This window comes from Streptomyces sp. CBMA123 (assembly GCF_014596465.1).
Classification (GTDB): Bacteria; Actinomycetota; Actinomycetes; order Streptomycetales; family Streptomycetaceae; genus Kitasatospora.
Window position 1 is genome coordinate 1 of record NZ_MECK01000042.1, and the last position, 23748, is coordinate 23748.

Consider the following 23748-nt stretch of genomic DNA (forward strand, 5'->3'; position numbering starts at 1 on the left):
CGCGGTGCTGCTGGGCGGCGTCGCGCCCGGGCCGGGCCGGGAGCGCGGCGAGCACCTCCTCCCCGGCCCGGGCGTACCGGGCCAGGGCGGCCGTGTCGTCGGCGAGGTCGCCGGTGAGGGCGGGCGGGGCGTGGTCCGGGCCGGCCGGCGGTGCGGCGGTCATCGCTGGGTGCTCCCCGGCGTCGCGGCGGAGGCGTCCTGCCGCAGCCGGCGCAGTTCGCGGTCGCAGGCGGCCAGGTGCACGCCCACGGCGTCGTCGTAGTCCGCGGAGCCGGCCTCCAGCAGCAGCAGGCGGCGGATGGTCAGTTCCTGGTCCGAGATCCGGCCCATCAGCACCGTCGCGGTGTGCACGGCCTCGGCGACGTCCTCGCTGATCTGGTCGATCAGGCCGAGTTCCAGGGTCCGGTCGACCGAGATGTCGTTGCCCCAGATGACGATCTGCCGGGCCTTGGCGAGGCCCAGGTGCCGGACCAGCCGGTAGACCGACATGCCGGGCCAGAAGTGGCCGTCGTTGACGGGCAGCATCAGCAGCAGGTCCGGTGCGCCGATCCGGAAGTCCGCGGCGAGCAGGAGGTCCAGGGCGGGGCCGCCGCAGGCGCCGCGGGCGGCGGCGATGGTCATCGCGGTGAGGCGCTCCAGCCGGCGTACCGCGCGTTCCCAGCGGTTGACCTGCTGGATGGCGACGGCGCCGGGCCAGGCCCGGACGTCGGCCGGGGTGGCGTCCAGCCGCAGCACCACGACGGACTTCTCGCCGCGGTTCTCCACCTCGTCGCAGACCGAGTTCAGCAGCGCGGTGAGTTCGGCCAGCGGCCGCGTCCCGTCGATCCGCACCATGAGGCCGAGCCCGTCGGGGAGCTGTGTGAGGTCGGGGTTCTCGTTCATCCGGCCGTCCTTCCTTCCGTCACCAGCCCACCAGGGCCATTTCGATGGTCGATCCGGGACCCATCGTCATGAAGACGCCGAATTCACCGGACTTCGCGCGGCCCTCGGCCGCCAGGCGTTCGTACGAGAACAGGAAAGAGCCGCTGGAGAGGTTTCCGTGGTCGCGCAGGACCCCGGTGGTGTGCCGGACGTCCCAGCGGGTCAGTCCGAGATTCACCCGGACCGAATCGATGACCTTCTTCCCGCCGGAATGGACCACCCAGTGGGAAATGTCGGAGCGACTCAGTCCGGTTCCGTCGAGCAGGCGGTCGAGCGATATCTCCGCGTGCGCGCCGACGACGTAGGGGACTTCCGGGTCGAGGTAGAAACTGAATTTCCCCTGGGCGTCGTCCCAGTCGTAGCGCATCGCGCCGGAGGCCTCCGGGATGATGCAGCTGGAGAAGCGCAGCAGCGCCGGGTGGCCGGCCGTCGTGCGGGCCCGGGCCGGCCCCCGGTCGTCCGGCTGTTCGGAGGCCATCAGGGCGACCGCGGCCGAGCCGTCGCCGAACAGGCTGTTCACCACCGAGGAGCGCATCGTCCCGTCCAGCACGTAGGCGGCCGAGCACGGCTCGATGCAGACCATGACGGCCAGCTCGCCGGGGTGCGCCGTGGCCCAACCGGCTACTGCCGTCAGGCCGTTGAGGCCCGCGTTGCACCCCATGCCGACCACGTCCAGGCGGGAGCAGTGCCGGCTGATCCCCAGCTCCTTGATCAGCAGCGCGGAGAAGCCCGGGGTGAGGAAGCCCGTCGATGTGACGCAGCACAGGTAGCGCAGGTCGGCGAGGGTCGCGCCGGCCTCCTTGAGGCAGGCCTCGACCGCCTGCCGGCCCATGGTGATGCCGCCGGTGACGTGCTTGGCCAGCAGCTGCCCCTGGGTCTCGACGGCCCGCGAACCGTCCGGCAGCGGCGGCGGCAGGGTGAGGCCGCGGCGCTCGATGGCGCTGTTCAGGAATATCGAGCGGATCCGCGGATCGGTGATGGCGAAGATGTCCAGCAGTTCGCGCTGGGTGTAGGAGGTCTCGGGCACCGATGTCCCGACGCCCAGGATTCTCGGCGAGGTCACCCGGGATTTCCTGGCGAAGGATTCCGGACTGGGCCGGACACTCCTGTCGGCGAGTTTCACATCAATCTCCTCCGGGCCGAAATCCGGTACTGGATCCGGTGGTTGTCGCGCTATGATCCCTGCCATGTCAGAAGAATCCAGGAGCAGCGATGGTTCGGTTACCGCGCGCACCTCGGAGGACCCGAGGGTGCGGTACGAGAAGGACGGTCACGTGGCTCGGGTGACGCTCGACCGGCCCGGCGTCCTGAACGCCATGGACCTGCGCATGCACGAGGAACTGGCGGCGGTCTGGGACGAGGTCGAGGCCGATGACGAGGTGTGGGTGGTGGTGCTCTCCGGCGCGGGGGAGCGCGCCTTCTCCGTCGGCCAGGACCTCAAGGAGCTGGCCGAGCGGGTCCGGGCCGGCACCGCCGGCACGGCCACCTTCGGCAGCCGGGGCAAGCCGGGCTGGCCGAGGCTGACCGAACGCTTCGACCTGGCCAAGCCGGTGGTCGCCAAGGTGCGGGGCTACGCGATGGGCGGCGGCTTCGAACTCGCCCTGGCCTGCGACATCGTGGTCGCCGCCGAGGACGCGACCTTCGCCCTGCCGGAGGCCAGGCTCGGCCTGATGGCGGGCGCCGGCGGCGTGTTCCGGCTGACCAGGCAGCTGCCGTGGAGGACGGCGATGGGGCACCTGCTGACCGGCCGCCCGATGGACGCCCGGCGGGCGTTCGAACTCGGGCTGGTCAACGAGGTGGTGCCGGCCGCCGAACTCGACGCCTGCGTGGACGGCTGGGTGGCCGACATCCTGCGCTGCGCGCCGCTCTCGGTGCGGGCGATCAAGGAGGCGGCCGGCAAGTCCGTCACGATGCCGCTGGAGACGGCCTTCGCCACCCGCTACCCGTGGGAGGAGCGGCGGATGGCCAGCCGGGACGCCGTGGAGGGCCCGCTCGCCTTCGTGGAGAAGCGCGACCCCCGGTGGCAGGCCCGCTGAGGCCCGACCGGCCCGACCAGCCCGACCGGCCCGACCGGCCCGGGCGGCGGCGGGTGCCGGCCTCCGGCGTCCGCCGCCGCACGCCGTCGAGCGCATCAGCTCAGGTAGTCTTCGGGGCCGCCGTCGCGGACCGTGTCGAGGGTGAAGCAGTGGAAGCCGCCGCCGAACAGGCGCCGGTGGCGGTGCCGGACCGGCACGACGGTGAAGCCGTGCTGTTCCAGCTTGCGCATCAGCTCCGGGCAGGCCTCGTTGACCAGGACGGTGTCCGGGCCGGCGGAGAGCACGTTCAGGTCGATGAACGGGCTGGTGAGGATCAGGTCGTCGTCGCCGTACTGCGGGAAGTTGTTGCCCTCGGGGGCCGGCGGGACGATGAGGTCCCACGTGCGGAGCGGCTCGGGGAGCTTCTCGGCGACCTTCTCGGAGCGGACCAGCAGGGTGCCGGGGCGCAGGGCCAGCACCATGCTGTCGATGTGGCTGTCGCTCAGCTGGTGCACCCGGTGGATGCGGAAGCGCCCCTCCAGGTGGCGCTCCAGCCAGTCGCAGGCCAGCGCGTGGTTGGCGGTGGAGATGTTGACCACGAGGTCGCGGCCGAGCCGGAGGCACTGGGCGCCGTCGAACATCATCTCGAAGCCGACGTCGTACGGGGAGGGCCGGGGGTCCGCGATCGGCTCGGTGGGCCCGCCGACCGTGCTGTTGCGGGCGTAGGTGAGGTCGAAGGACGCGTCGGTCATCAGCGGCCGGGGCATGACCGTCCACCGGGCGCCCTGGCGGAAGTACTCCTGGAAGATCGGGGTGAGGAACTGGGTCTCGAAGTAGCGGGAGCGGATCATCGGGGGCGTCTCGATGATCTCGTCGCCGACGATCAGGGTGTTGTCCCGGACGTTCAGCGGCGGGACGACCGACGCCTCCCAGGCCAGGGTCTCGACCCGGGCGGTCGCCGGGTCGACGTCCATCGGGCGGTGGACGGTGACGTCCAGGGACTCCAGGGCCTTGACGATGCCGTCCAGGTCCTCGTTCAGCTCGTCCACGTAGCGCTGTTTGATCGGCTTGCGGCTGGAGTTGCCGGCCTGCCTGTCGCGGCCGGCCGCGGACAGCCGGGGGTAGTACCACTCCGAGCGCGAGGAGTTGTCCTTGGCGATGTTGTCGTGGAAGAACAGGTCGAAGGAGAGCTCGCGCTCGTGCGAGGTGTAGTTCACCGCGGAACCGACGATCACTTCCCTGAGCGGCGACCATTCGTCGAAGGTGTTCAGCTGCATCGCAGGCTCCTCCAGTGGTGGATCCGTTGGCACATGGCTTACGCGAAGTAGCGATCGATGACCGGGCACGGTCGCCGGCCTCGGATGTGTCACGGGCGCCGGCCGCGGCGGCGGGAATCCTCGAGGCAGCCGCGGGGTGGCTCCGGCCCGCAAGGGCAGGGCGGTTCTGGCACCTTGGATAGTTCGACATGCAAGCACACTTGTGTCGCCGTGGCCAGAGCGGGGCCTTTAATCCGCCAACCTGTGCCGGGATCCAGGGGCGTGCGGGGACGCGTGCGCTCTCACCATTGCTTCACCGCGCCGCGGCGGCACGTCAACCCCTCGTTGTTAAAGCGCGTTTCGCCGTCTGTGAGCGATTCACCCAAAAGCTCGTCGAGCGCCCTCCGTAAGTTTATGATCTTGGTATCATTGGCGACCCGTCGTGAGTTGACGGCGCGTCGGAACTCTCCCCGCGCCCCGCTGGGGCGCTCCTGAACTGACTTTTCGGGCAAGGGGATTGACCTGCTGTCAGCTGGCGGGAGAGGCTCGGAGGCGCCGGATCGGCCGCCCGGGTGCCGGTGGATCTCGGGATTGACGGCTTGGCTGTACATGTGCAAGACTCGACTCCGAGTAACAATCCGTCATTGTGCGCGGATGTGGATCGCGTAAGAAGCGACATCTCCACCCAGGACCCTTTCCCGACAGGTCGAAATCGCCAGGGCCGTCACCGTGCCCGGAGCGGCGATCCCCACGTCGGAAACCCCCCAACGTCAGAATTCATCAGCTGATGGTCCAGGAAGGGAATGCTCATCCCATGAGCGACTCGCACGAGGGTGACCCGGTCTACGAGCGCTTCCAGTTCTTGGTGAACGCCCCCGCCCTCTTCAATGCGGTGGCGACCGCCGTCGAACTGGACGTCTTCCGGTTCCTCGCGGACCACCCCGGGGCAACGTTCGAGCAGATCCACGCACGCGCCGCCATCCCCGCCCACCAGCTCCGCGTCCTGCTCCAGGCCGTCTGCGCCACCGGGCTGCTGGAGCGGACGAACGGGGAGTACGCCAACTCCCCGGTGGCCCGGGACCTCCTGGCCTCGGACGCCCCGGACAGCTGGGCCCACATCCTGGTGGGCTGGAAGGAGGTCTACTACCCGGCCTTCTCGCACATGACCGCCGCTCTGCGGGCCGGCACCAACCTCGCCCTCGCCGACCACCCCGGCGACGAGCCCACCCTCTACCAACGGCTGTCCCGCAACCCGGAGTTGGAGGCGGTGTTCCACCGTGCGATGAGCGCCTTCACGCTCCGCTCGGTGGACGCGCTGGTCGACCGCGACGAGTTCGCCTCGGTGCGCCACCTGCTCGACGTGGGCGGCGGCGACGGCACCACCTCGGTCCGGCTCGCCCGGCGCCACCCGGGCCTCCGGTCGACGGTCTTCGACATGCCCAGCGTGTCGCGGCTCGCCGAGCACGAGGTCACCCCGGACCTGGCCGGCCGACTCGCCCTGCACCCCGGGGACATGTTCACCGAGCCGTTCCCCACCGGCGCCGACGCCGTGCTGTTCAGCCACGTCCTGGAGATCTTCGCCGAGGACCAGATCCTCGCGCTGCTCACCAAGGCGTACGACGCCCTCCCGCCCGGCGGCAAGGTCTTCGTCTACGGCTACAACGTCTCCGACGACGAGACCAGCGGAATCTTCTCCGCCCGGCTCGGCCTCTACTTCAACGTGCTCGCCAGCGGCCAGGGCATGGCCTACCCGGCCAAGGACTACGAGGCGTGGCTGCAGCGGGTAGGCTTCGGCGACGTCAAGACCATAGGCGGGCTCCCGTACGAGCACGGGCTCAGCATGGGTACCAAGGCCTAGGGCGTCTCTTGTGGATCTTGTCGGATCCGGCGAACATCCGCAGGACACGCCCTGAATCCCCGTCGTTGCACCCGCCCGGCAGAGCGCGGGAGGTGCCCCCAAGATGACAAGTGTTGGACGACATGCGCCAGTTCCCCGAACCAGATCCGGGCAGGCCCGCACTCGGTTCCCCAAGTCGCTACCTCTTATGGCTGGTGGCCAACCACCGCACCTCGATGATCCTCGCCGTCTGCTACGGAGTGGTCTGCACGCTGGCTCAGGCCTTCGTGCCCGCCGCGATCGGCCGGGGCATCGACGAGGGACTGATCGCCCGGGACAAGGGGGCGTTGGTGCTGTGGAGCGCCGCCGTCCTCGCCCTGGGCGTCACCCAGGCCGTCACCGGAACCCTGCGTGACCGCTGCTCGGTGACCAACCGGTTCGGCGCCAGCTACCGGACCATGCAGCTCGTCACCCGCCAAGCCGCAAGCCTCGGCGCGGAGTTGCCGCGCCGGGTGTCCGCCGGATCGGTGGTGAGCGTCGGGGCCACCGACATCACCCGGATCGGCATCGCCCTGGAGAGCACCGCCCGCGGCGGCGGCGCCGTGGTGTCGATCGTGGTCATCGCCGGCGTGATGCTCACGGTCTCCTGGCCGCTCGGCCTGGTCGCCCTGGTCGGCGTGCCGCTGTCGGCCTGGGCCATCGCCCGGCTGATGCGGGTGCTGCACAGCCGTCAGCAGGGCCTGCGCAAGGAGCAGGGGGCGCTCGCCGACCTCGCGGTGGACATCGTGGAGGGCCTGCGGGTCCTGCGCGGCATCGGCGGCGAGAAGGTCTTCGCCGCCCGCTACCACGAGCGCTCCCAGCGGGTGCGCGGCGAGGGCGTCCGGGTGGCCGCCGTCGAGGCCAACGTGATGGCGGGCCGGCTGCTGCTGCCGGGGCTTCTCATCACCGCCATCGTCTGGCTCGGCGCCCACTTCGTCGACACCGGCCGGATGAGCCCGGGTGAACTCGTCGCCTTCTACGGGTACGCGGTGTTTCTCGCCGAGCAGCTGCGCCGCGCCACGACCATGGTCGACCAGCTGACCCGGGCCCTGGTCGGTGCCCGGATGTCCTCCGAATTCCTGGCCCTGGAGCGCGAACTGACCTCGGGCGGCCGCGACACGGCCGAACTCCCCGAGGCCGGCACCCTGCGCGACCCGGAGTCCGGCATCGAACTCCCCCCGGGCCGGTTCGTCGCGGTGGCCTGCGCCGCCTCCGGGGACGCCCAGCTGCTGACCGACCGGCTCGGCCGCTACACCGACTCCTCCGCCAGCTACGGCGGCGTCCCACTGGCCGACTTCCCGCTGGACGAGGTGCGCCGCCGGATCCTGGTGGTGGACCACGACGCCCGCCTGTTCTCCGGCGAACTGGGCGCCCAGCTCGACCCGGACGCCCGCGACGCCGACGACCGGGGGCGGCTGGACCGCGCGATCGAGGACGCCTCGGCGGCCGACATCGTCGACGCGCTCCCCGACGGCCTCGGCCAGGAGATCCTCGGCGGCCGCGAGTTCTCCGGCGGTCAGCGGCAACGGCTCAACCTGGTACGGGCGTTGGTCGCCGACCCGGAGACCCTCATCCTGGTCGAGCCGACCAGCGCGCTGGACGCCCACACCGAGGGGCGGGTCGCCGGCCGGCTCGGAGCCCACCGGCGGGGCCGGACGACCGTGGTGTTCACCACCAGCCCGATCGTGCTGGACCACGCCGACCACGTGGTCTACGTGGAACACGGCAAGGCCGTGGCGCACGGCAGCCACGAGGAACTGCTCGCCAACGCCCGCTATCGATCCGTCGTGACCCGAGAGGTAGCAGTGGCGTGAGCATCCTGCCCGTGGCAACACCCAAAGAAGTGCGCTCCTACGCCCGGCGCCTCATGCTCCAGTACCCCCGGCAGCTCTCCCTCACGCTGCTGCTGCACACCCTCGCCACGGTGGCCGGGCTGGTCGCCCCGAAGCTGCTGGGCGACCTGGTCGAGGACGCCGGGAAGGGCGTCAACGACACCACCGGCGTCGCCCTGACGATCAGCGCGGCCGTCGTCGCCCAGGCGGCCTTCACCCGCTTCGCGATGCTCGCCTCGCTGAAGCTCAGCGAGAAGGTGCTGGCCCGGCTGCGCGAGGAGTTCGTCGACCGGGTGCTCGCCCTGCCGCTGGCCACCGTGGAGCGGGCCGGCCCCGGCGACCTGATCAGCCGGACCACCCGGGACGTCGACGTGCTGGCCAACACCGTGCAACTCGCCGTCCCCGACACCCTGGTGGCGCTCGCCACGGTCGCGCTGACGCTCGGCGCGATCGCCCTGACCGCGCCCGTCCTGGTGCTGCCCTGCCTGGTCGCCGTACCCGTCCTGTGGCTGTCCACCCGGTGGTACCTGCGCCGGGCCCGGGCGGGCTACCTGCGGGCGAACGCCTCCTACGCCCGGCTCACCGGCGGCCTCAGCGAGACCGTCGACGGCGCGCGCACGGTCGACGCGATGCGGCTGGCCGGCCACCGCTCCGCCCGGGTCGACGGAGACATCGCGGAGTCCTACGCGGCCGAGCGCCGCACCCTCTACCTGCGCAGTGTCTACCTGCCGATCGCGGACACCGGCTACATCCTACCGGTGGCCGCGACCCTGCTGGTCGGCGGGCTGCTCTACCTGGACGGCCACGTCTCGATCGCGGCCGTGACGGCGGCGACCCTCTACGTCCAGCAGATCATCGGCCCGGTCGACCGGCTGCTGTACTGGATGGACGAACTGCAGGTCGGCGGGACGGCCCTGGCCCGGATCCTCGGCGTCGGCAGCCCCGCCGAGGAGGCGGCCGAATCCGGCACGGAGCACGTCCCCAGCGGCAAGGACATCGTCGTCCAGGGCGTGACCCACGCCTACCGCGAGGGACAGGACGTCCTGCACGCCGTCGACCTGGTGGTCAAGCCGGGGGAGCGGCTCGCGATCGTCGGCCCGTCCGGCGCCGGGAAGAGCACCCTCGGCGCGCTGCTGGCCGGGATCCACACCCCCCGGGCCGGCTCGATCACCATCGGCGGCACCGCGCTGACCGACATCCCGCTGGCCGAACTGCGCCGGGAGATCGCCCTGGTGACCCAGGAGCAGCACGTCTTCCGGGGCACCCTGCGGGACAACCTGCTGATCGCCAAGACGGACGCGTCCGACCGGGAACTGGAGAAGGCCCTCGGCTCGGTGGACGCCTGGGACTGGGCCTCCGAACTGGGCCTGGATGCCGAGGTGGGCTCCGGCGCGGCCGCGCTCACCCCGGTCCAGTCCCAGCAACTGGCCCTCGCCCGCCTCGTGTTGACCGACCCCTACGCCGTGATCCTGGACGAGGCCACCTCGCTCTTCGACCCGCGCGCCGCGCGGCAGCTCGAACGGGCCCTGGCCGCCGTCCTGGCGGGACGCACCGTCATCGCCATCGCCCACCGGCTGCACACCGCGCACGACGCGGACCGCGTCGTGGTCATGGAGGACGGCCGGATCAGCGAGACCGGCAGCCACGACGAACTGGTCCGCCAGGGCGGCCCGTACGCCCGGCTGTGGCACTCCTGGCACGGCGACACGGCCGATGTGATGCCCTCCGGCTGACCACGGGGACTCCTCCCCGGCATGACGGATCGGACCGGCAATCCACCACGAGAGCTGAAGCCCGGAAGGAGAAGTCATGGAGGGCACCGAGCCGAGCGGGGCCGGTCGCCGGCCAGGCCACGACGGAGGGACGACGGCGGGAGCGGCGCCGCCCGCCATGCCGGCGCCGCTCGACCTGGCCACCGACCGGCCCCGGCTCACCGCCGGACCGTACCGGGGCGAGACCGAGCGCGTACCGCTCCCCGCCGGGACGACGGCCCTGCTCGACGAACTGGGCCGCAGCACCGGCGTCCCCCCGGCGATCACCCTGCTCACCGTGTGGGCGGCCGTGCTGCACCGGCACACCGGACAGGCCGACCTCCTGCTCGGCCTGGACACCGCCTCCTTCGCCGAGGCCGGGCCCGAGGCCACTCCGACGAGGACGACCGGTACGACCGGGACGACTGGGAGGACTGGGACTGGGACTGGGACTGGGACTGGGACGACCGGACCGGCCGCCGACCCCGGGATCCGCCCGGTGCGCCTCGGCCTGCGGCCCGACGCCCCCTTCGCCGACGAGCTGCTCCGCTGCCGGGCCGCCGCGACCGAGGCCCTGGGCAGAGCGCCGGAGGGCGAGGCTCCCGAGCTGCGGGCCGTCGCCGGCCACCCCGCCGAGCCGGAACTGCGGGCAGTGGCACCGGACCTCGCCCTCGCGCTGGCGGACGACGGCACCGCGCTCTCCCTGCGCTACAACGCCGCCCTGCTGTCCCGCGCCACCGCCGGCTGGATCCTCGGCCACTGCCTGACCCTGCTCGCCGAGGCCGTGGCCAAACCCGGCCAGCCGCTGCGCGACCTCCGGGTCCAGGACGGCCCGGTCCACGCTCCCGCCTGGCGGCTGCCCGTCCCGGCGGGCCACACCGCCCCCGCACCCGCCGAGCGGGGCGAGGACCTGGTCGACCGCTTCCGCCGCACCGCCCGGGCCCACGCCGAGCGACCCGCCCTGGTCGGCCCGTCCGGCACGCTCAGCTACGCCCGACTGGACCGCGTCACCAGCGCGACGGCCCGCCGGCTGCGCCGCTCCGGCGGCCCGGGCAGGCGCGTCGCGCTGCTCTGCGCGCACGACCTCGGCTCGGTGGTCGGCGTCTGGTCGGTGCTCAAGTCCGGCGCCACGTACGTCCCACTGGACCCGCGCCAGCCGGACGCCCGGCTCACCCGCCTGCTCCTCGACGCCGAGGTCGGCGCGATCCTCTGCGACCCCGAACTCGCCGACCGCGCCGCCGCCGTGTTCCGCGGCCGGCCCGTCCTGCCGCTCGATCTGACCGACCCGGGGGAGCCGGCCGACGCCGGACGGGCCGTCGACCCCGGCGAACTCGCCTACCTCCTGCACACCTCGGGCTCCACCGGCAAGCCCAAGGCGGTGATGCAGACCCGGCACAACGTCCTCGCCCACGGCCTCCGCTACGCCGACCGGATCCGCATCGGCCCCGGCGACCAGGTGCCCCTGCTGGCCCGCTACACCTTCGACGCGGCCGTCATGGACCTCTACGGCGCCCTGCTCACCGGCGCCACCCTGCACGTACTGGACCCGTTGCTGCCGGCCCCCGAACTGCGCGGCCGGCTCGCCGCGGCCGGGGCGACAGTCGTGCACTGCACCCCGACCCTGTTCCGGCACCTCACCGGAGACCTCCCCGCCGACGCCGCCGGGCCCGAGCCGACGCTCGCCGCCGTCCGCGCGGTGGTGCTCGGCGGCGAGGAGGCCACCCAGCACGACCTGCGCAGGTTCCTCCGGGCCTTCCCGGCGGACAGCGCGCTGGTGAACGGGCTGGGCCCGACCGAATGCACCCTGGTCACCCAGCACCTGGCCGGCCGGGCCGACCTCGGCAGCGGCGCGCTGCCGGTGGGCCACCCCGTCGACGGCGTCCGGATCCGCCTCGTCGACCAGGACGGCCACCCCACCGAACTCTGCGGCGAGCTGGAGATCCACAGCGACCACGTCGCCGAGGGGTACTGGCGGCAACCCGACGTCACCGCGGGGGCGTTCGGCACCTCGGCGGACGGGACACGCTTCTACCGCACCGGCGACCTGGTACGCCGCCGGGCCGACGGAGCCCTCGTCTTCCGCGGCCGCAAGGACCGGCAGATCAAGATCCGCGGCCACCGGATCGAGCCCGGCGAGATCGAGGCGGTGCTGCGCGGCCACCCCACCGTCGCCGAGGCCGTGCTCACCGTCGACACCCGGCAGCCGGTGGCCCGGCTGGTCGGGTACGTCACCCCGGCGACGGCCTTCCCGCCCGACCCCGAGGAACTCCGGCGCTACCTGGCCCGGACCCTGCCCGAGTACGCGGTGCCCTGGCGCGTCCTCGCCCTGGACCGGATGCCGCTCGGCCCGACCGGCAAGCTCGACCGCTCCGCGCTGCCCGACCCCGAGGAGGTCGCGGCCGGCCCCGGCGAGGCGCCGCGGACCGTGACCCAGATCGCGGTGGCCGCCGTCTGGTGCCGGGTCCTCGGCGTCCCCTCGGCCGACCTGCACGGCAACTTCATGGCCGGCGGCGGGGATTCGATCCGGCTGCTGGAACTGCTGTCCGCGCTCCAGGACGGGTTCGGGGTCGAACTCGACCTCATGGAGGTCCTCGCCGCCCCGACCGTCGCCACCCTGGCCACCCTGATCGAACGGGAGAACTGATGCTGATCCTGCCCAGCGAGCGGGCCGCCCGCACGGCCCGCGGGACCGGGGACGGGACCCGGATCCTGATCGCCAACGACTTCAGCGAGGACGTCCGGACCGACCGCGGCTGGACCGGCTGGTGGGTGCAGCGGATCGCCTGGTTCGCCGAGGACGGCGACGTCCTGGTCCTGCCGGTACGCCCCGAGGAGGCGTTCCTCGACTACGTGACCTCGCACACCGGCGTGCGGCGGGCGAGCCTGACCGTCGTCGTCCCGCCCGCCCACGCCGGCAGCGAGGGCACCCTCTCCCCGGCCCGGCTGGCCGACCCGGAGTTCGTCGAGGCGCTGGAGGAGGCCGTCGGCGACCGCGCGGTGACCCACCTGTCCGCCCTGTGGCCGGACGCGGCGGTGGCCCGGCTGGCCCGCACCCTCGGCGTCCAGGACGCGATGCCCGGCTACGGGTTCGTCGACCAGGCCGGCGGCGTGCTGGTCAACAGCAAGTCCGCGTTCCGCACCATCGCCGGCGGCGCCGGAGTGCCGCTGCCGGAGGGCGCCGTCTGCACCAGCCCGCAGGCCGCCGAGGAGGCGATCCTCGAACTCCTCGCCGGCGGACCGGTGGTGGTCAAGCACGACTACCTCTCCGGCGGGCGCGGCAACGAGATCCTGACCACCGGCGAGCGGTTCCGCCCGATCGGCGCCCGCCGGGTGATCACCGTGGACGGCCGCGCCGAGGTGCGCTCCTACCTGCGCGAGCGGTGGGAGTGGCTGACCGCCGCCGGCCGGGGGCGCCCGGTGGCGGAGCGCTACGTCCGCGACAGCTCCGCGTTCTTCACCGAGTTCCTGCTCACCGACGAGGGGGTGGAGCTGACCGGGGACGGCGAACTGCTCTCCGCCCCCTACGCGGTGGGCCAGATCATGCCCTCCCAGGGCCTGGAGCCGGACGTACTGGAGCGGATCATCGAGGGCGGGCGGCGGCTCGCCGAGGCGCTGCACGCGATCGGCTACCGCGGCATCCTCGGCCCGGACGCGATCGTGACCCCGGAGCGCGAGGTGCTCTTCACCGAGTACAACGGCCGGGTCACCGGCTCCACCCACATCTACGGGCGGATCGGCCGCTACGGGGTCGGCGAGGGCTTCGGCAAGGACCGGGTCATCCTCGAACGGGTGTGGCCGGAGGGCTGGTCGACCCCCTCCTTCCTGGCCACCCACGCCGCGATCCGGGAGGCCGGCCTCGCCTACGACCCGGCCACCCGCACCGGCGTGGTGCTGACCAACGCCTTCGACGGCAACAACGGCGTCATGTACTGCGTGGTGGCCGAGGACCTGGGCTCCGCCTGGGCCCGGGACCGCGCCCTGAAGCCGCTGTTCGCTGCCAGCGGGCCGACGGACTGAGCCGTGGCCGTGGCACCCGACCGGGGAAGGACCGCACCGTGACCGCCGCCGCCGGACTCCGCGGGCCGCAGCCGGCGTCCGTCGAACTGTTCCGGTCCGCCTTCCGCCGGCACGCGGCGGGGGTCGCCGTCATCACGGCGCGGGGGGAGCGGCCGGTCGGACTGACGGCCACCTCGCTCACCTCGGTCGCCGCCGAGCCCCCGATGGTCTCCTTCGGCATCGACACCGGCTCCTCCGGCTGGCCGGTGTTCGCCGCCGCCGAGCACGTCGGTGTGCACATCCTCGGCGAGCACCAGCAGGAGCTGGCCGCCACCTTCGCGCGCAGCGGGATCGACCGCTTCGCCGCGCCGACCCGCTGGGGGCCGGGCCCCCGGGGGATACCGATCCTGGACGACGTGCCGGCCTGGCTGGTGTGCCGGGTGGTGGCGCGGGTGCCCGCCGGGGACCACCGGGTGCTGCTGGCCGAGGTGATCGCGGGGGACGCCGGCGGGCCGGGCCGTCCGCTGCTCTACCACCAGGGGCGGTTCAATGTCCTGAAGCACTGAACGGTTTGCGCGAGCGCCGGGAATCGACGGCTGCGGCCCGGCGGAATGCCGGTGAGTTCGTTCACGCCGTGCCGCGCCTTGATTCACCTTGATCCGCCCTGATCTGCCTTGATCTGTCTTGACGCAATAGACCGCGTGTGAAAGAGTTGACGGGCCGTCGGATCGATATCCGATCGTGTTTCGCCCGTGACCTTCGCCGACACCCACCGAGTTCGTGCGCGAATGCGGATCCGGGCCTCCCGGTCACCGCACCGTCTCTTTTCCGCGAATGTCCTGTGAATGCGCCGGGACTCCCCACCGGGAGGAATGTGACATGGATGTGAACAGCCAGCTGGCGGCGTTGTGGACCGAGCTGCTCAAGTGTGACGAGGTCACCGCCGAGACGGACTTCTTCGAGTGCGGCGGAACCTCGATCGTGGCCGTGTACCTGGCGGCCGACATCCAGGAGAAGCTGCAGGTCATGGTCGATGCGATCGAGATCGTCTCGCACCGCAGGTTCGGCGACCTGGCGGCGCTGGTCGCCGAGCGGCACGCCGCGGCTCCGGCCTGAGCGCCGCCCCCGGCCTGAGCGCGGTCCTCGGGATCCTGCTGTTCGGCATCGGATCCCTGCTGGCCGCGGACCTCGGAAAGGTCGTCACCCGGAATTACGAACGGACGCTGCGGGACCGGGCGAGGATTCCCGGCCCACTGCGCTGGGCATGGCCCCGGCCGGTGCGGCCGGGAATCCAGCGGGGACTGTGGCTGGCGGTGGCCGCCGGGGGATTCGCCCTGGCCTGGTGCGCCGCCCGCGGAATCCGCTGAACGCCCGTCCGATATCCGTTCGACAAACCGGGGCGGCATTCCGGGGCGGCATTCCGGGGCGGTTCTCCGTGCCCGCGTTCCGTGCCCGCGTTCCGTGCCCGCGTTCCGTGCCCGCGTTCCCGTGTCCGCGTTCCCGTGCCCCGAACATGGAGTGCTCCATGGCGTACGCAGCGCCCCGCACCGCTGGAGAGCGACGGCTGGCCGACCTGATGGCCGAAGTGCTCGGCGTGGCAGCGGTCGGGCTCGACGACGACTTCTTCGACCTCGGCGGACACTCACTCCTCGCCACCCGGCTCGCCACCCGGATCCGCGCCCGCTTCGGCGTCAAGCTCCCGCTGCGCACCGTCCTGGAACGGCCCACCGTCCGCGAGCTCGGCGCGGTGCTCCGGCTGGGCGGCGAGGAACTGCCCCCGCTGACGCCCGCCCCCCGGACCGGGGACCTGCCGGTGTCGTACGCCCAGGAACGCATGTGGCTGCTGCACCAGCTCGAACCCGACAGCCCCGCCTACAACGTGCCGGCCGTGATCCGGCTGCGCGGCCCGCTGGACGTCGAGCGGCTGCGCGCCGCCGTGTTCGCGGTCGGCGACCGGCACGAGGTGCTGCGGACCCGCTTCACCGAGCGGGCCGGCCGGCCGGTGGCGGTGGCCGGCGACCGGCCGCGGATCGAGTTCGCCGTCCGCGGGGCTCCGGCCTCGCCGGATCCCGACCGGACCGTGCTGCGGCAGGCCGCCGAACTGGGCCGCGAGCCCTTCGACCTGGCGCACGGACCGCTGGTCCGGATCGTGCTGACCGCCCTGTCCGACACCGAGCACGTCCTCGCGCTGTGCATGCACCACATCGTCTCCGACGGCTGGTCGATCAGCGTCCTGCTGCGCGACCTCCGGCACGCCTACGCGGGCGAACCGCCGGCCCCGCTCGCCGTGCAGTACGCCGACTACGCGGCCTGGCAGCGCGGTTGGCTCACCGGCGACGCCCTGCGGCAGCAACTCGACTACTGGACGGCGCTGTTGGCCGGGGCGCCGCGCGTGCTGGACCTCCCGACCGACCACCCCCGGCCCGCCGTCTCCGGCCGCCGGGGAGCGCGGCTGCGGGCCCGGCTCGATCCCGCGGTGGTGGGCCGGCTGCGGGAGATCGCCCGGCGGAACGGCGCGACGCTGTTCACCCCGCTGTTCGCCGCCTTCGGTGCCGTGCTGACCAAGCGCTCCGGACAGGAGACCGCCGTGGTGGGCGTGCCCGTCGCCAACCGGGCCCGGCCGGAGGCGGAGGAGCTGATCGGCTTCTTCGTGAACACCCTGCCGATCCCGGTGACACCACCGAAGGACGGCACCTTCGACGCGCTGGTCGCCCAGGTGTCCGGCACGGTGCTGAGCGCCTTCGACCACCAGGACGTCCCCTTCGAACGGGTCGTCGAGCAGCTGGCACCGGAGCGGGACCTCTCCCGGAACCCCGTCTTCCAGGCCATGTTCGCCCTGCAGAACGCGCCCGCCGCCGCCACCCGGCTCGGCGACGCCGAGCTGGAACTGCTGCTGCTGGACTCCGGCACCGCGAAGTTCGACCTCACGCTGATGATCGAGGAGGGCGACCGGCCCGTCGTCGAACTCGAGTACGCGACCGACCTGTTCAGCCGGGAGACGGCCGAGGCGATCCTCGGCGAGTACCTCCGGCTGTGCGAGCACGCCGCGCTGCGGCCGGCCGCGCCGCTGGCCGAGCTGATGCGGGTCTCGCCGCAGGAGCGGGAGCAACTGCTGGTCGGCTGGAACCGCACCGACCGCCCCGGCCCGATCCCCGAACTCACCGAGCAGCTGCGGCACTTCGCCGCCGTCACCCCCGACGCCGTGGCCGTCACCGACCAGACCGGCGACACCGGCTACCGCGAACTGGCCGCCCGGGCGCACGCCCTGAGCCGCCGGCTGACCGAGCGCGGGGTCGGCCCGGCCGACCTCGTCCTGGTGGTCGGCCGGCGCGGCGCGGACGTGATCGCCGCCGTGCTCGGAGTCCTGGACGCCGGCGCCGGGTACATCCCCGTGGACGTGGGGATGCCGCTGCACCGGGCCGCGAAGGTCGCCGCGGACAGCGGGGCCACGCTGATCGTCACCGAACCCTTCGGCGCGGGGCGGGCCCGGGAGCTGGCGGCGGCCGCAGACCGGCCGCTGACCGTCCTGGACGTCCAGACCGGCCAGACAGTCCTGGACAGCGCGGCCACCGCGGCCACCGCGGCCACCGCGGCCACCGTGGACACCTCGGAACCGGCGGACAGCGCGGAGCCGGCGGACGCCCCGCCGGCGGCCGGGCGGCAGGCCGAGCAGTCGCCCGCCTACGTGATCTACACCTCCGGCTCCACCGGCAGCCCGAAGGGCGCCGTGGTGCACCGGCTCGGCCTGCACAACCACCTCCAGGCCAAGGTGGAGGACTTCGCGCTGACCGCCGCCGACACCGTCGTCCAGAACGCCGGACTCACCTTCGACGTGTCCGTGTGGCAGATGCTGGTCGCCGTCATGGCCGGCGCCCGCACCCGGGTGGTCGGCGACGACACCGCGCTGGACGCGACCGGCCTGTTCGCGCTGGCGGCCGCCGACTCGGCCGCCGTTCTGGAGGTCGTCCCCTCGCTGCTGAGGGTCGCCCTGGACGCCTGGGACACCCTCGGCCGCGCGCCCGCACTGGCCGCGCTGCGCCGGCTGGTCGTCACCGGCGAGACGCTGCCGCCCGACCTCTGCCGGCGCTGGTTCGCCCGCTACCCGGGGATCCCGCTGGTCAACGCCTACGGGCCGGCCGAGTGCTCGGACGACGTCGCCACGGCCGTCCTCACCGCGGACACCCCGATCACCGGCGCCCGGGTGCCGATCGGCCGACCGCTGCGCAACACCCGGCTCTACGTCCTCGACGAACGGATGGAACCCGTCCCGGTGGGCGTGCCGGGGGAGCTGTACATCGGCGGCGCCGGCGTCGGCCTCGGCTACCTCGCCGACCCGGCGCGCACCGCCGCGGCCTTCCTGCCCGACCCCTTCGGAGGGCGCGGCGGCGCACGGCTCTACCGCACCGGGGACATGGTGCGCCACCGCCCCGACGGCCGGCTGGAGTTCCTGGGCCGCCGGGACCACCAGGTCAAGATCCGCGGCCAGCGGATCGAGCTCGGCGAGGTCGAGGCCTGTCTGCTGGGCCTGCCCGGCGTCACCGACGCCGTGGTGGTCGCCGACCGGGACGGTCCGGGCGGGGCGCGGCTGCTGGGCTACGTGGTCGGCGCGGCCGATCCGCGCACCGTCCGCGGCGAGCTGGCCCGCCGGCTGCCGTCCGCCATGGTGCCGTCCGCGATCACGGTGCTGGACGCGCTGCCGCTGTCGGTGAACGGCAAGGTCGACCGGGCGGCGCTGCCCCGGGTCACCCCCGGCGCGGGGGCCGCCTCCACCGCTCCCCGCACCGACGAGGAGAAGCGGGTCTGCGCGGCCTTCGAACAGCTGCTGGAGGTCGAACGGGTCGGCCTGGAGGACGACTTCTTCGCGCTCGGCGGCCACTCGCTGCTGGCGACCGGGCTGGCCGCGCGGATCCGCGCCGAGTTCGGCATCGAACTGCCGCTGCGGGTGCTGTTCGAACGCCCGACCCCGGAGCTGCTGGCGGAGGCGGTGCGCACCGCCCTGCGCGGCCCCGGCCCCGCCGCCCCGGCTTCCGCCTCCTTCGCGGCTGCCGCCTCCCCGTGGTTCCCGCCCGCCGTCCTCGGCAGCGCACCCGATGCGCGGCGGTTCCAGCTGTTCTGCCTCCCGCACGGCGGCGGCGGGGCGTCCGCGTACCGGCGGTGGGCGGCGCTGCTTGCCCCCGAGGTCGAGGTCGTCCCGGTCCAACTCCCCGGCCGGGAGGGCCGGATCGCCGAGCCGGCCAGCTGGTCCGCGGCCGATCTCGTCCAGCGGCTGACCGGGCCGCTGCTGGCCCGGGCCGACCGGCCCTTCGCCCTGTTCGGCCACAGCATGGGCGCGCTGCTGGCCTACGAGCTGAGCCACGCCCTCGCCCGCCGAGGCCGGGCGCCGGCCCACCTGTTCGTCTCCGGTCTCGACGCCCCCGACCGCCGCGGCCCCTCGGCCGTGCGGGCCCACACGCTGCCGGACGAAGCGCTGACGGCCGTGCTCTCCGGCCTGGGCGGGACCCCGCCCGAGATCCTGGCCGACCCCGAACTGCTGCGGATGCTGCTGCCGGTGCTGCGCGCGGACGCCGCGGTGAGCGAGACCTACGAGTACCTTCCGCGGCCTCCCCTCGACACCCCGGTGACCGTCCTCAACGGACGCGACGACCCGACCGTCCACCCCGACCGGCTGGCCGGCTGGACCGGACTGAGCACCGGCGCGGTGGAGTTCGTCGACTTCGCCGGGGGCCACTTCTACCTGACCACCGAACTGCCGGAGTTGCTCCCGGCCCTCACCGCCCGGATGCCGCGGCCTCCCGCCGTGGCCGGACCGCCCGGCGGCGGGCCGGACCCCGGCTGACACCCGCTCGACCTCGGTCGCGAAAGGCCGGTGCACCCGTCATGGACCACCCACAGCTCCTGGTGATCGACTACCCCGGACGCCGGAAGACCGGACACGTCGCCGACCTCCGGCTGGCGGACCACGGCGTCGACGTCCACTACGCGATGCGCGCCGAACTGCCCGACGAGCTCCACGGCGCCGCCTACGCCCGGCAGTTGATCGCACGCTCCGGCGTCGCCCCGGCCCGGCTCGCCGGCGTCGTCGGCTACTGCATGGCCGGGCACCTGGCCCAGGAAGCGGCGGCCCGGCTGACCGCAGCCACGCCGGCACCACCGGCGCTGATCCTCCTCGACAGCGGCCCCTCGTCGGCCGACGAGCTCTGGGAGGAGTGCCGGGACGCGCTCGGCGTCCTCGGCGGCGGGCGCTCGGCCGTCCCCATCGACGAGGCGACCGGCCGGCTGCTGTTCGACCCGGGCCGGCTGCGCGCCGAACCGCACCGCACCATCGAGGAAGTCCGTTCGGCTGTAAGGCAGTTGGCCGTGGAGATGCTCGCCGAGGACACCGCGGACGAGGAGGAGACCGAGGAGGCCACCGCCCCGCTGGTGGACCACTTCCTCGACTGGCTCACCCACCTCGTCGCGGCCCACAACTCCGCCTCGCCCGCCTGGGGCGGCGACGCGCTGCACATCGTCTCCCGCGACCACCCGTTCCGCGCGGCCTGGCCCGGGGCGCAGTCGACCAGCACGGTGACGATCGACTGCGCCCGCAACGACCTGCTCGGCCACCAGGGCACCAGGGACGCCATCCTCTCCCTCCTGCGCACCACCGGCCCTGCCCGCTGAACCACCGCTGCCCGCCGAACCACCCCCGCCCGCTGAACCACCGCCGCCCGCCGAACCACCGCCACCCGGGGATCACGATGCCCAGCACCGACCATGCGACCACCACCGACAGCGCGACCACCAACGGGACCCTGACCGGGCTCTTCGCGGCCGGCGTCGCCCGCTTCGCCGACCGGCCCGCCGTCTCCGACGACGAACAGACGCTGACGTACCGGGAGTTGGACGAACGGTCCGACGCCCTGGCCGCCCTGCTGCGGGCCCGCGGGGTCCGGGCCGAGGACCGGGTCGGCCTCTACCTCGACCGCTCCGTCGACGTCTTCGTCGTCGTCCTCGGCATCCTCAAGGCCGGCGCCGCCTACCTGGCCGTGGACACCCGCTACCCCGACGCCCGGCGGGACTTGATGCTCACCCGCGGCGGCGCCGCGCTGGTCGTCACCCGCCCGGAGTGGCGGGAGCGGCTCGGCGGCCTCGGCGTCGACGTGCTGCCCTTCCGCGGCGAGGCGCTGGACGGTGAGGCCCTGGACGGCGCGGCCCCCGCCGCGTTCGTACCACCCGAGGTGCTCCCGGAGAGCGCAGCCAGCGTGCTCTTCACCTCCGGCTCGACCGGCGTGCCCAAGGCCATCGTCCTGGAGCACCGCAACATCGTCTCGTACGCCCGCAACCAGGGCGCCCCCCGGCTGCGGCCGGACGACCGCACCGGCCAGATCTCCAGCCTCTCCTTCGACATCTTCCACTTCGAGATGTGGACCAGCTTCGAGCACGGCGCGCGGGTGGTCGTGCTCCCGGCCGTCCCCGACCTCCTGGCGGCGGGCTTCCAGGGCGAGTTGAGGCGCCGGGGGATCACCGCGATGCTGGTGCCGACCATGGTCGTCAACCACGTCGTCCGCGAGGACCGGGACGCCTTCGCACCCCTGCGCCTGCTCCAGGCGGGCGGCGACGTGCTCCTTCCCTCGGCCTGCCGCGAACTGCTGGCCGGCCGGTTCCGCGGCGAACTCGTCAATGTGTACGGGCCGGCCGAGACCACCACCGTGGCCACCACCCACACCGTCACGCCCGAGGACGCCGAGAGCGACGCCATCCCGATCGGCCGCCCGCTGGACGGGGTGACGGTGCACCTCCTCTGGCCGGACGGACAGCCGGTGCCGCCGGGCGAGGTCGGCGAGATCCACATCGGCGGCCCGGGAGTGGCCCGCGGCTACCTCGACGCACCCGGGCCCACCGGGGGCAGCTTCCTGCGCGACCCCTTCGCCCCGGAGCCGGCCCGGCTCTACCGCACCGGCGACCTCGGCCGCCGACGCCCCGACGGCGTCCTGGAGTTCGCCGGGCGGGCGGACGACCAGGTGAAGATCCGCGGCTACCGGGTGGAGCCCGGCGAGGTGGCCCGGGCGCTGCGCCGCCACCCGCAGGTGCACGAGGCCGTCGTGCTGGCGTCCGGCGAGGGCGCGGACCGGCACCTGGTCGCCTGCCTGGTGCTCGACGGCCCCGTCCCGACCGGCGAGGTCCGCGCCTTCGCCGAGGCCCGGCTGCCGGACCACCTGGTGCCCAGCCACTTCGTCGTCCTGCCGGAGATCCCCGCCAGCGAGCACGGCAAGCGCGACCTGGCCGCGCTCCGGGAGATCGTGGCGCGGCACCGGGCCCGCCGGGACGGCCGGGTGGCACCGGCCACCGGGACGGAACGGTTCCTGGCCGGCCTCTGGGAGTCCCTGCTGGCCACCGACGGCGTCGGCGCCCAGGACGACTTCTTCGACCTGGGCGGCCACTCGCTGCTCGCCTTCCGGGTGCAGAAGCGGATCAAGCGCGAGCTGGGCGTCGACGTGGAGTTCCGCACCATCCTCGGCAACCCCGTCCTCGCCGACCTCGCTGCCGCCGTCGACGCTGCCGCCGCCGACCAGGCCGGGGGAGCGGGGGCCGTCCGGTGAGTGCCGGTACCCGGCCCGGCGCGGACCGCTCGCCGTACCACCTCGGCGAGCGGATCGACCAGGTCGTCGCCGGACACGCCCGCCGCACCCCCGACGCCCTCGCCCTGCGCCAGGGCGACGAGACGGTGAGCTACGGCGAACTGCTGGCCCGGGCCCGCTCGGTGGCCGCCGGACTGCGGGCGCGCGGCATCGGCCCGGGGGACTTCGTCCCGGTGCTGATCGAGCGCTCCCCGGAACTCGTCGCCGTCCTGCTCGGGGTGCTGACGGCCGGCGCCGCGTACATCGCGATGGACCCGGCCTGGCCGGCGGAGCGGACGGCGGACGTGGTGCGCCGCAGCGACGCACGGCTCGTGGTGGTGGACCGGCCGCGACCGGAGGCCGGGGCCGGGGCCGGCGCCATCGTTCCGTCGGAGGAACTCCGGGGCCCCGAAGCCGGGTCGGTGGCGCACACCGACGGCACCGCCGCCGCCTGCGTCTTCTACACCTCCGGGTCGACCGGCCGCCCCAAGGGCGTCGTCTCCCCGCACCGGGGCACGATCCGAACCCTGGTCGGCTGCCCGACGATCCCGCTCGACGCCACCACCGTCTTCCTCCAGGCCGCGCCGCTGCCCTGGGACGCCTTCGCGCTCGAACTGTGGGCGCCGCTGCTCAACGGCGGCCGGTGCGTGCTGCTCGACCGGGGGGTGCCCGCCCTCGACGCGGACGGGCTGCGCCGCGCCCTGGCCGCGGGCGTCGACAGCATGTGGCTGACGAGTTCGCTGTTCACCGTCCTGCTGGAGGAGGCTCCCGAGGAGTTCGGCCGGCTCCGGCTGCTGCTGGTGGGCGGGGAACGGGTCTCCGTCCGGCACGCCCGGGAGGCGCTGACCCGCTTCCCGGGCCTGCGGCTGGTCAACGGCTACGGCCCGGCGGAGAGCACGATCTTCGCCACCACCCACGCGATCGGCCCCGCCGACGTCGCCGAGGACAGCACCGACATCCCGATCGGCCGGCCCGTGCCGTGCACCGGTGCCGTCCTGCTCGGCCCGGACGGCACCGTGCTGACCGGCCCGGCCACCGGTGAACTCGCCCTCTCCGGTGACGGCCTGGCCGCCGGGTACCTGGGGGACGCGGCGGAGACCGCCCGACGGTTCGTCCTGCTCGACGGCGTCCGCCACTACCGCACCGGGGACGTGGCCGGCCGCGACGCCGACGGGCTGCTGCGCCACCGCGGCCGGACCGACCGCCAGGTCAAGCTCCGCGGGGTGCGGATCGAGCCGGGCGAGGTCGAAACGGTGCTGGAGACCCATCCGGCGGTCACCTCCTGCCTGGTGTTCCTGGTCGAACCGGTCCCTGGGCGGCCGGAGTTGGCCGCGCTGTACACCACCGCGACCGGCGCACCGGTGCCCGGGCCGGAGCTGCGGCGGACGGCCGCGCACCGGCTGCTCGGCGCCATGGTCCCCACCCGGCTGGTGCACACCGAGCGGCTGCCGCTGGGCCCGACCGGGAAGGCCGACCAGAGCGCCGCGGCGGCGATCGTCCTGGC

The 23748-nt window shown here is 73.7% G+C and carries 15 protein-coding genes; 12 read left to right on the forward strand and 3 right to left on the reverse strand.

Annotated elements, in window-relative coordinates:
* Positions 1 to 159: 159 nt before the first annotated feature.
* Together dpgB and dpgA are read right to left on the reverse strand one after the other, a co-directional pair.
* A complete protein-coding gene (dpgB, locus tag BG452_RS07295) occupies positions 160 to 882 on the reverse strand; it encodes an enoyl-CoA-hydratase DpgB (RefSeq protein WP_188303360.1) in 723 nt (240 codons plus the stop codon).
* A 19-nt stretch (positions 883 to 901) separates the two neighbouring features.
* A complete protein-coding gene (gene dpgA / locus BG452_RS07300; protein ID WP_317620937.1) occupies positions 902 to 1984 on the reverse strand; it encodes a 3,5-dihydroxyphenylacetyl-CoA synthase DpgA in 1083 nt (360 codons plus the stop codon).
* 124 nt (positions 1985 to 2108) lie between these two features.
* Between dpgA and dpgD the strand changes: the two genes are divergently transcribed.
* Positions 2109 to 2957, forward strand: a complete 849-nt coding sequence (gene dpgD, locus BG452_RS07305; protein ID WP_188303362.1) for an enoyl-CoA-hydratase DpgD — start codon at positions 2109 to 2111, stop codon at positions 2955 to 2957.
* A 95-nt stretch (positions 2958 to 3052) separates the two neighbouring features.
* On the opposite strand, the gene BG452_RS07310 is transcribed toward dpgD, so the two are convergent.
* Positions 3053 to 4213, reverse strand: a complete 1161-nt coding sequence (locus tag BG452_RS07310; protein WP_188303363.1) for a glycine amidinotransferase — start codon at positions 4211 to 4213, stop codon at positions 3053 to 3055.
* 793 nt (positions 4214 to 5006) lie between these two features.
* Between BG452_RS07310 and BG452_RS07315 the strand changes: the two genes are divergently transcribed.
* The 11 genes from BG452_RS07315 to BG452_RS07365 all read left to right on the forward strand — a co-directional run.
* Complete coding sequence (locus BG452_RS07315) at positions 5007 to 6050, forward strand: acetylserotonin O-methyltransferase (protein ID WP_223241880.1); 1044 nt, start codon at positions 5007 to 5009, stop codon at positions 6048 to 6050.
* A gap of 194 nt (positions 6051 to 6244) precedes the next feature.
* On the forward strand, positions 6245 to 7882 hold the full coding sequence (locus BG452_RS07320; protein ID WP_317620938.1) for an ABC transporter ATP-binding protein: 1638 nt from the start codon (positions 6245 to 6247) through the stop codon (positions 7880 to 7882).
* 11 nt (positions 7883 to 7893) lie between these two features.
* Positions 7894 to 9633 carry an ABC transporter ATP-binding protein gene (locus tag BG452_RS07325; RefSeq protein ID WP_411292896.1) on the forward strand — a complete coding sequence of 580 codons (1740 nt, stop codon included), beginning with the start codon at positions 7894 to 7896 and terminating at the stop codon, positions 9631 to 9633.
* A 76-nt stretch (positions 9634 to 9709) separates the two neighbouring features.
* Complete coding sequence (locus BG452_RS07330) at positions 9710 to 12295, forward strand: amino acid adenylation domain-containing protein (RefSeq protein WP_188303365.1); 2586 nt, start codon at positions 9710 to 9712, stop codon at positions 12293 to 12295.
* Positions 12295 to 13668, forward strand: coding sequence for a peptide ligase PGM1-related protein (locus BG452_RS07335; protein ID WP_188303366.1), 1374 nt, complete (start codon positions 12295 to 12297; stop codon positions 13666 to 13668). Before BG452_RS07330 ends, BG452_RS07335 begins: the two co-directional genes overlap by 1 nt.
* Before the next feature lie 38 nt (positions 13669 to 13706).
* Positions 13707 to 14213 (forward strand): flavin reductase family protein, encoded by a 507-nt coding sequence (locus BG452_RS07340; protein WP_188303367.1) that lies wholly within the window; start codon positions 13707 to 13709, stop codon positions 14211 to 14213.
* A gap of 313 nt (positions 14214 to 14526) precedes the next feature.
* The gene (locus BG452_RS07345; RefSeq protein WP_188303368.1) at positions 14527 to 14763 is read left to right on the forward strand and encodes an acyl carrier protein; all 237 of its coding nucleotides are present in this window, start codon (positions 14527 to 14529) and stop codon (positions 14761 to 14763) included.
* Between the two features lie 409 nt (positions 14764 to 15172).
* On the forward strand, positions 15173 to 19483 hold the full coding sequence (locus BG452_RS07350; protein ID WP_188303369.1) for a non-ribosomal peptide synthetase: 4311 nt from the start codon (positions 15173 to 15175) through the stop codon (positions 19481 to 19483).
* Between the two features lie 41 nt (positions 19484 to 19524).
* Positions 19525 to 20307: a hypothetical protein gene (locus BG452_RS07355; RefSeq protein WP_188303370.1), complete on the forward strand. Its 783-nt coding sequence runs from the start codon at positions 19525 to 19527 to the stop codon at positions 20305 to 20307.
* A 77-nt stretch (positions 20308 to 20384) separates the two neighbouring features.
* Positions 20385 to 22226, forward strand: a complete 1842-nt coding sequence (locus BG452_RS07360) for a non-ribosomal peptide synthetase (RefSeq protein WP_188303371.1) — start codon at positions 20385 to 20387, stop codon at positions 22224 to 22226.
* Positions 22223 to 23748, forward strand: a 1526-nt coding sequence (locus BG452_RS07365) for an amino acid adenylation domain-containing protein (RefSeq protein WP_188303372.1), incomplete at its 3' end; no start/stop codon positions are given. The genes BG452_RS07360 and BG452_RS07365, both read left to right, overlap by 4 nt.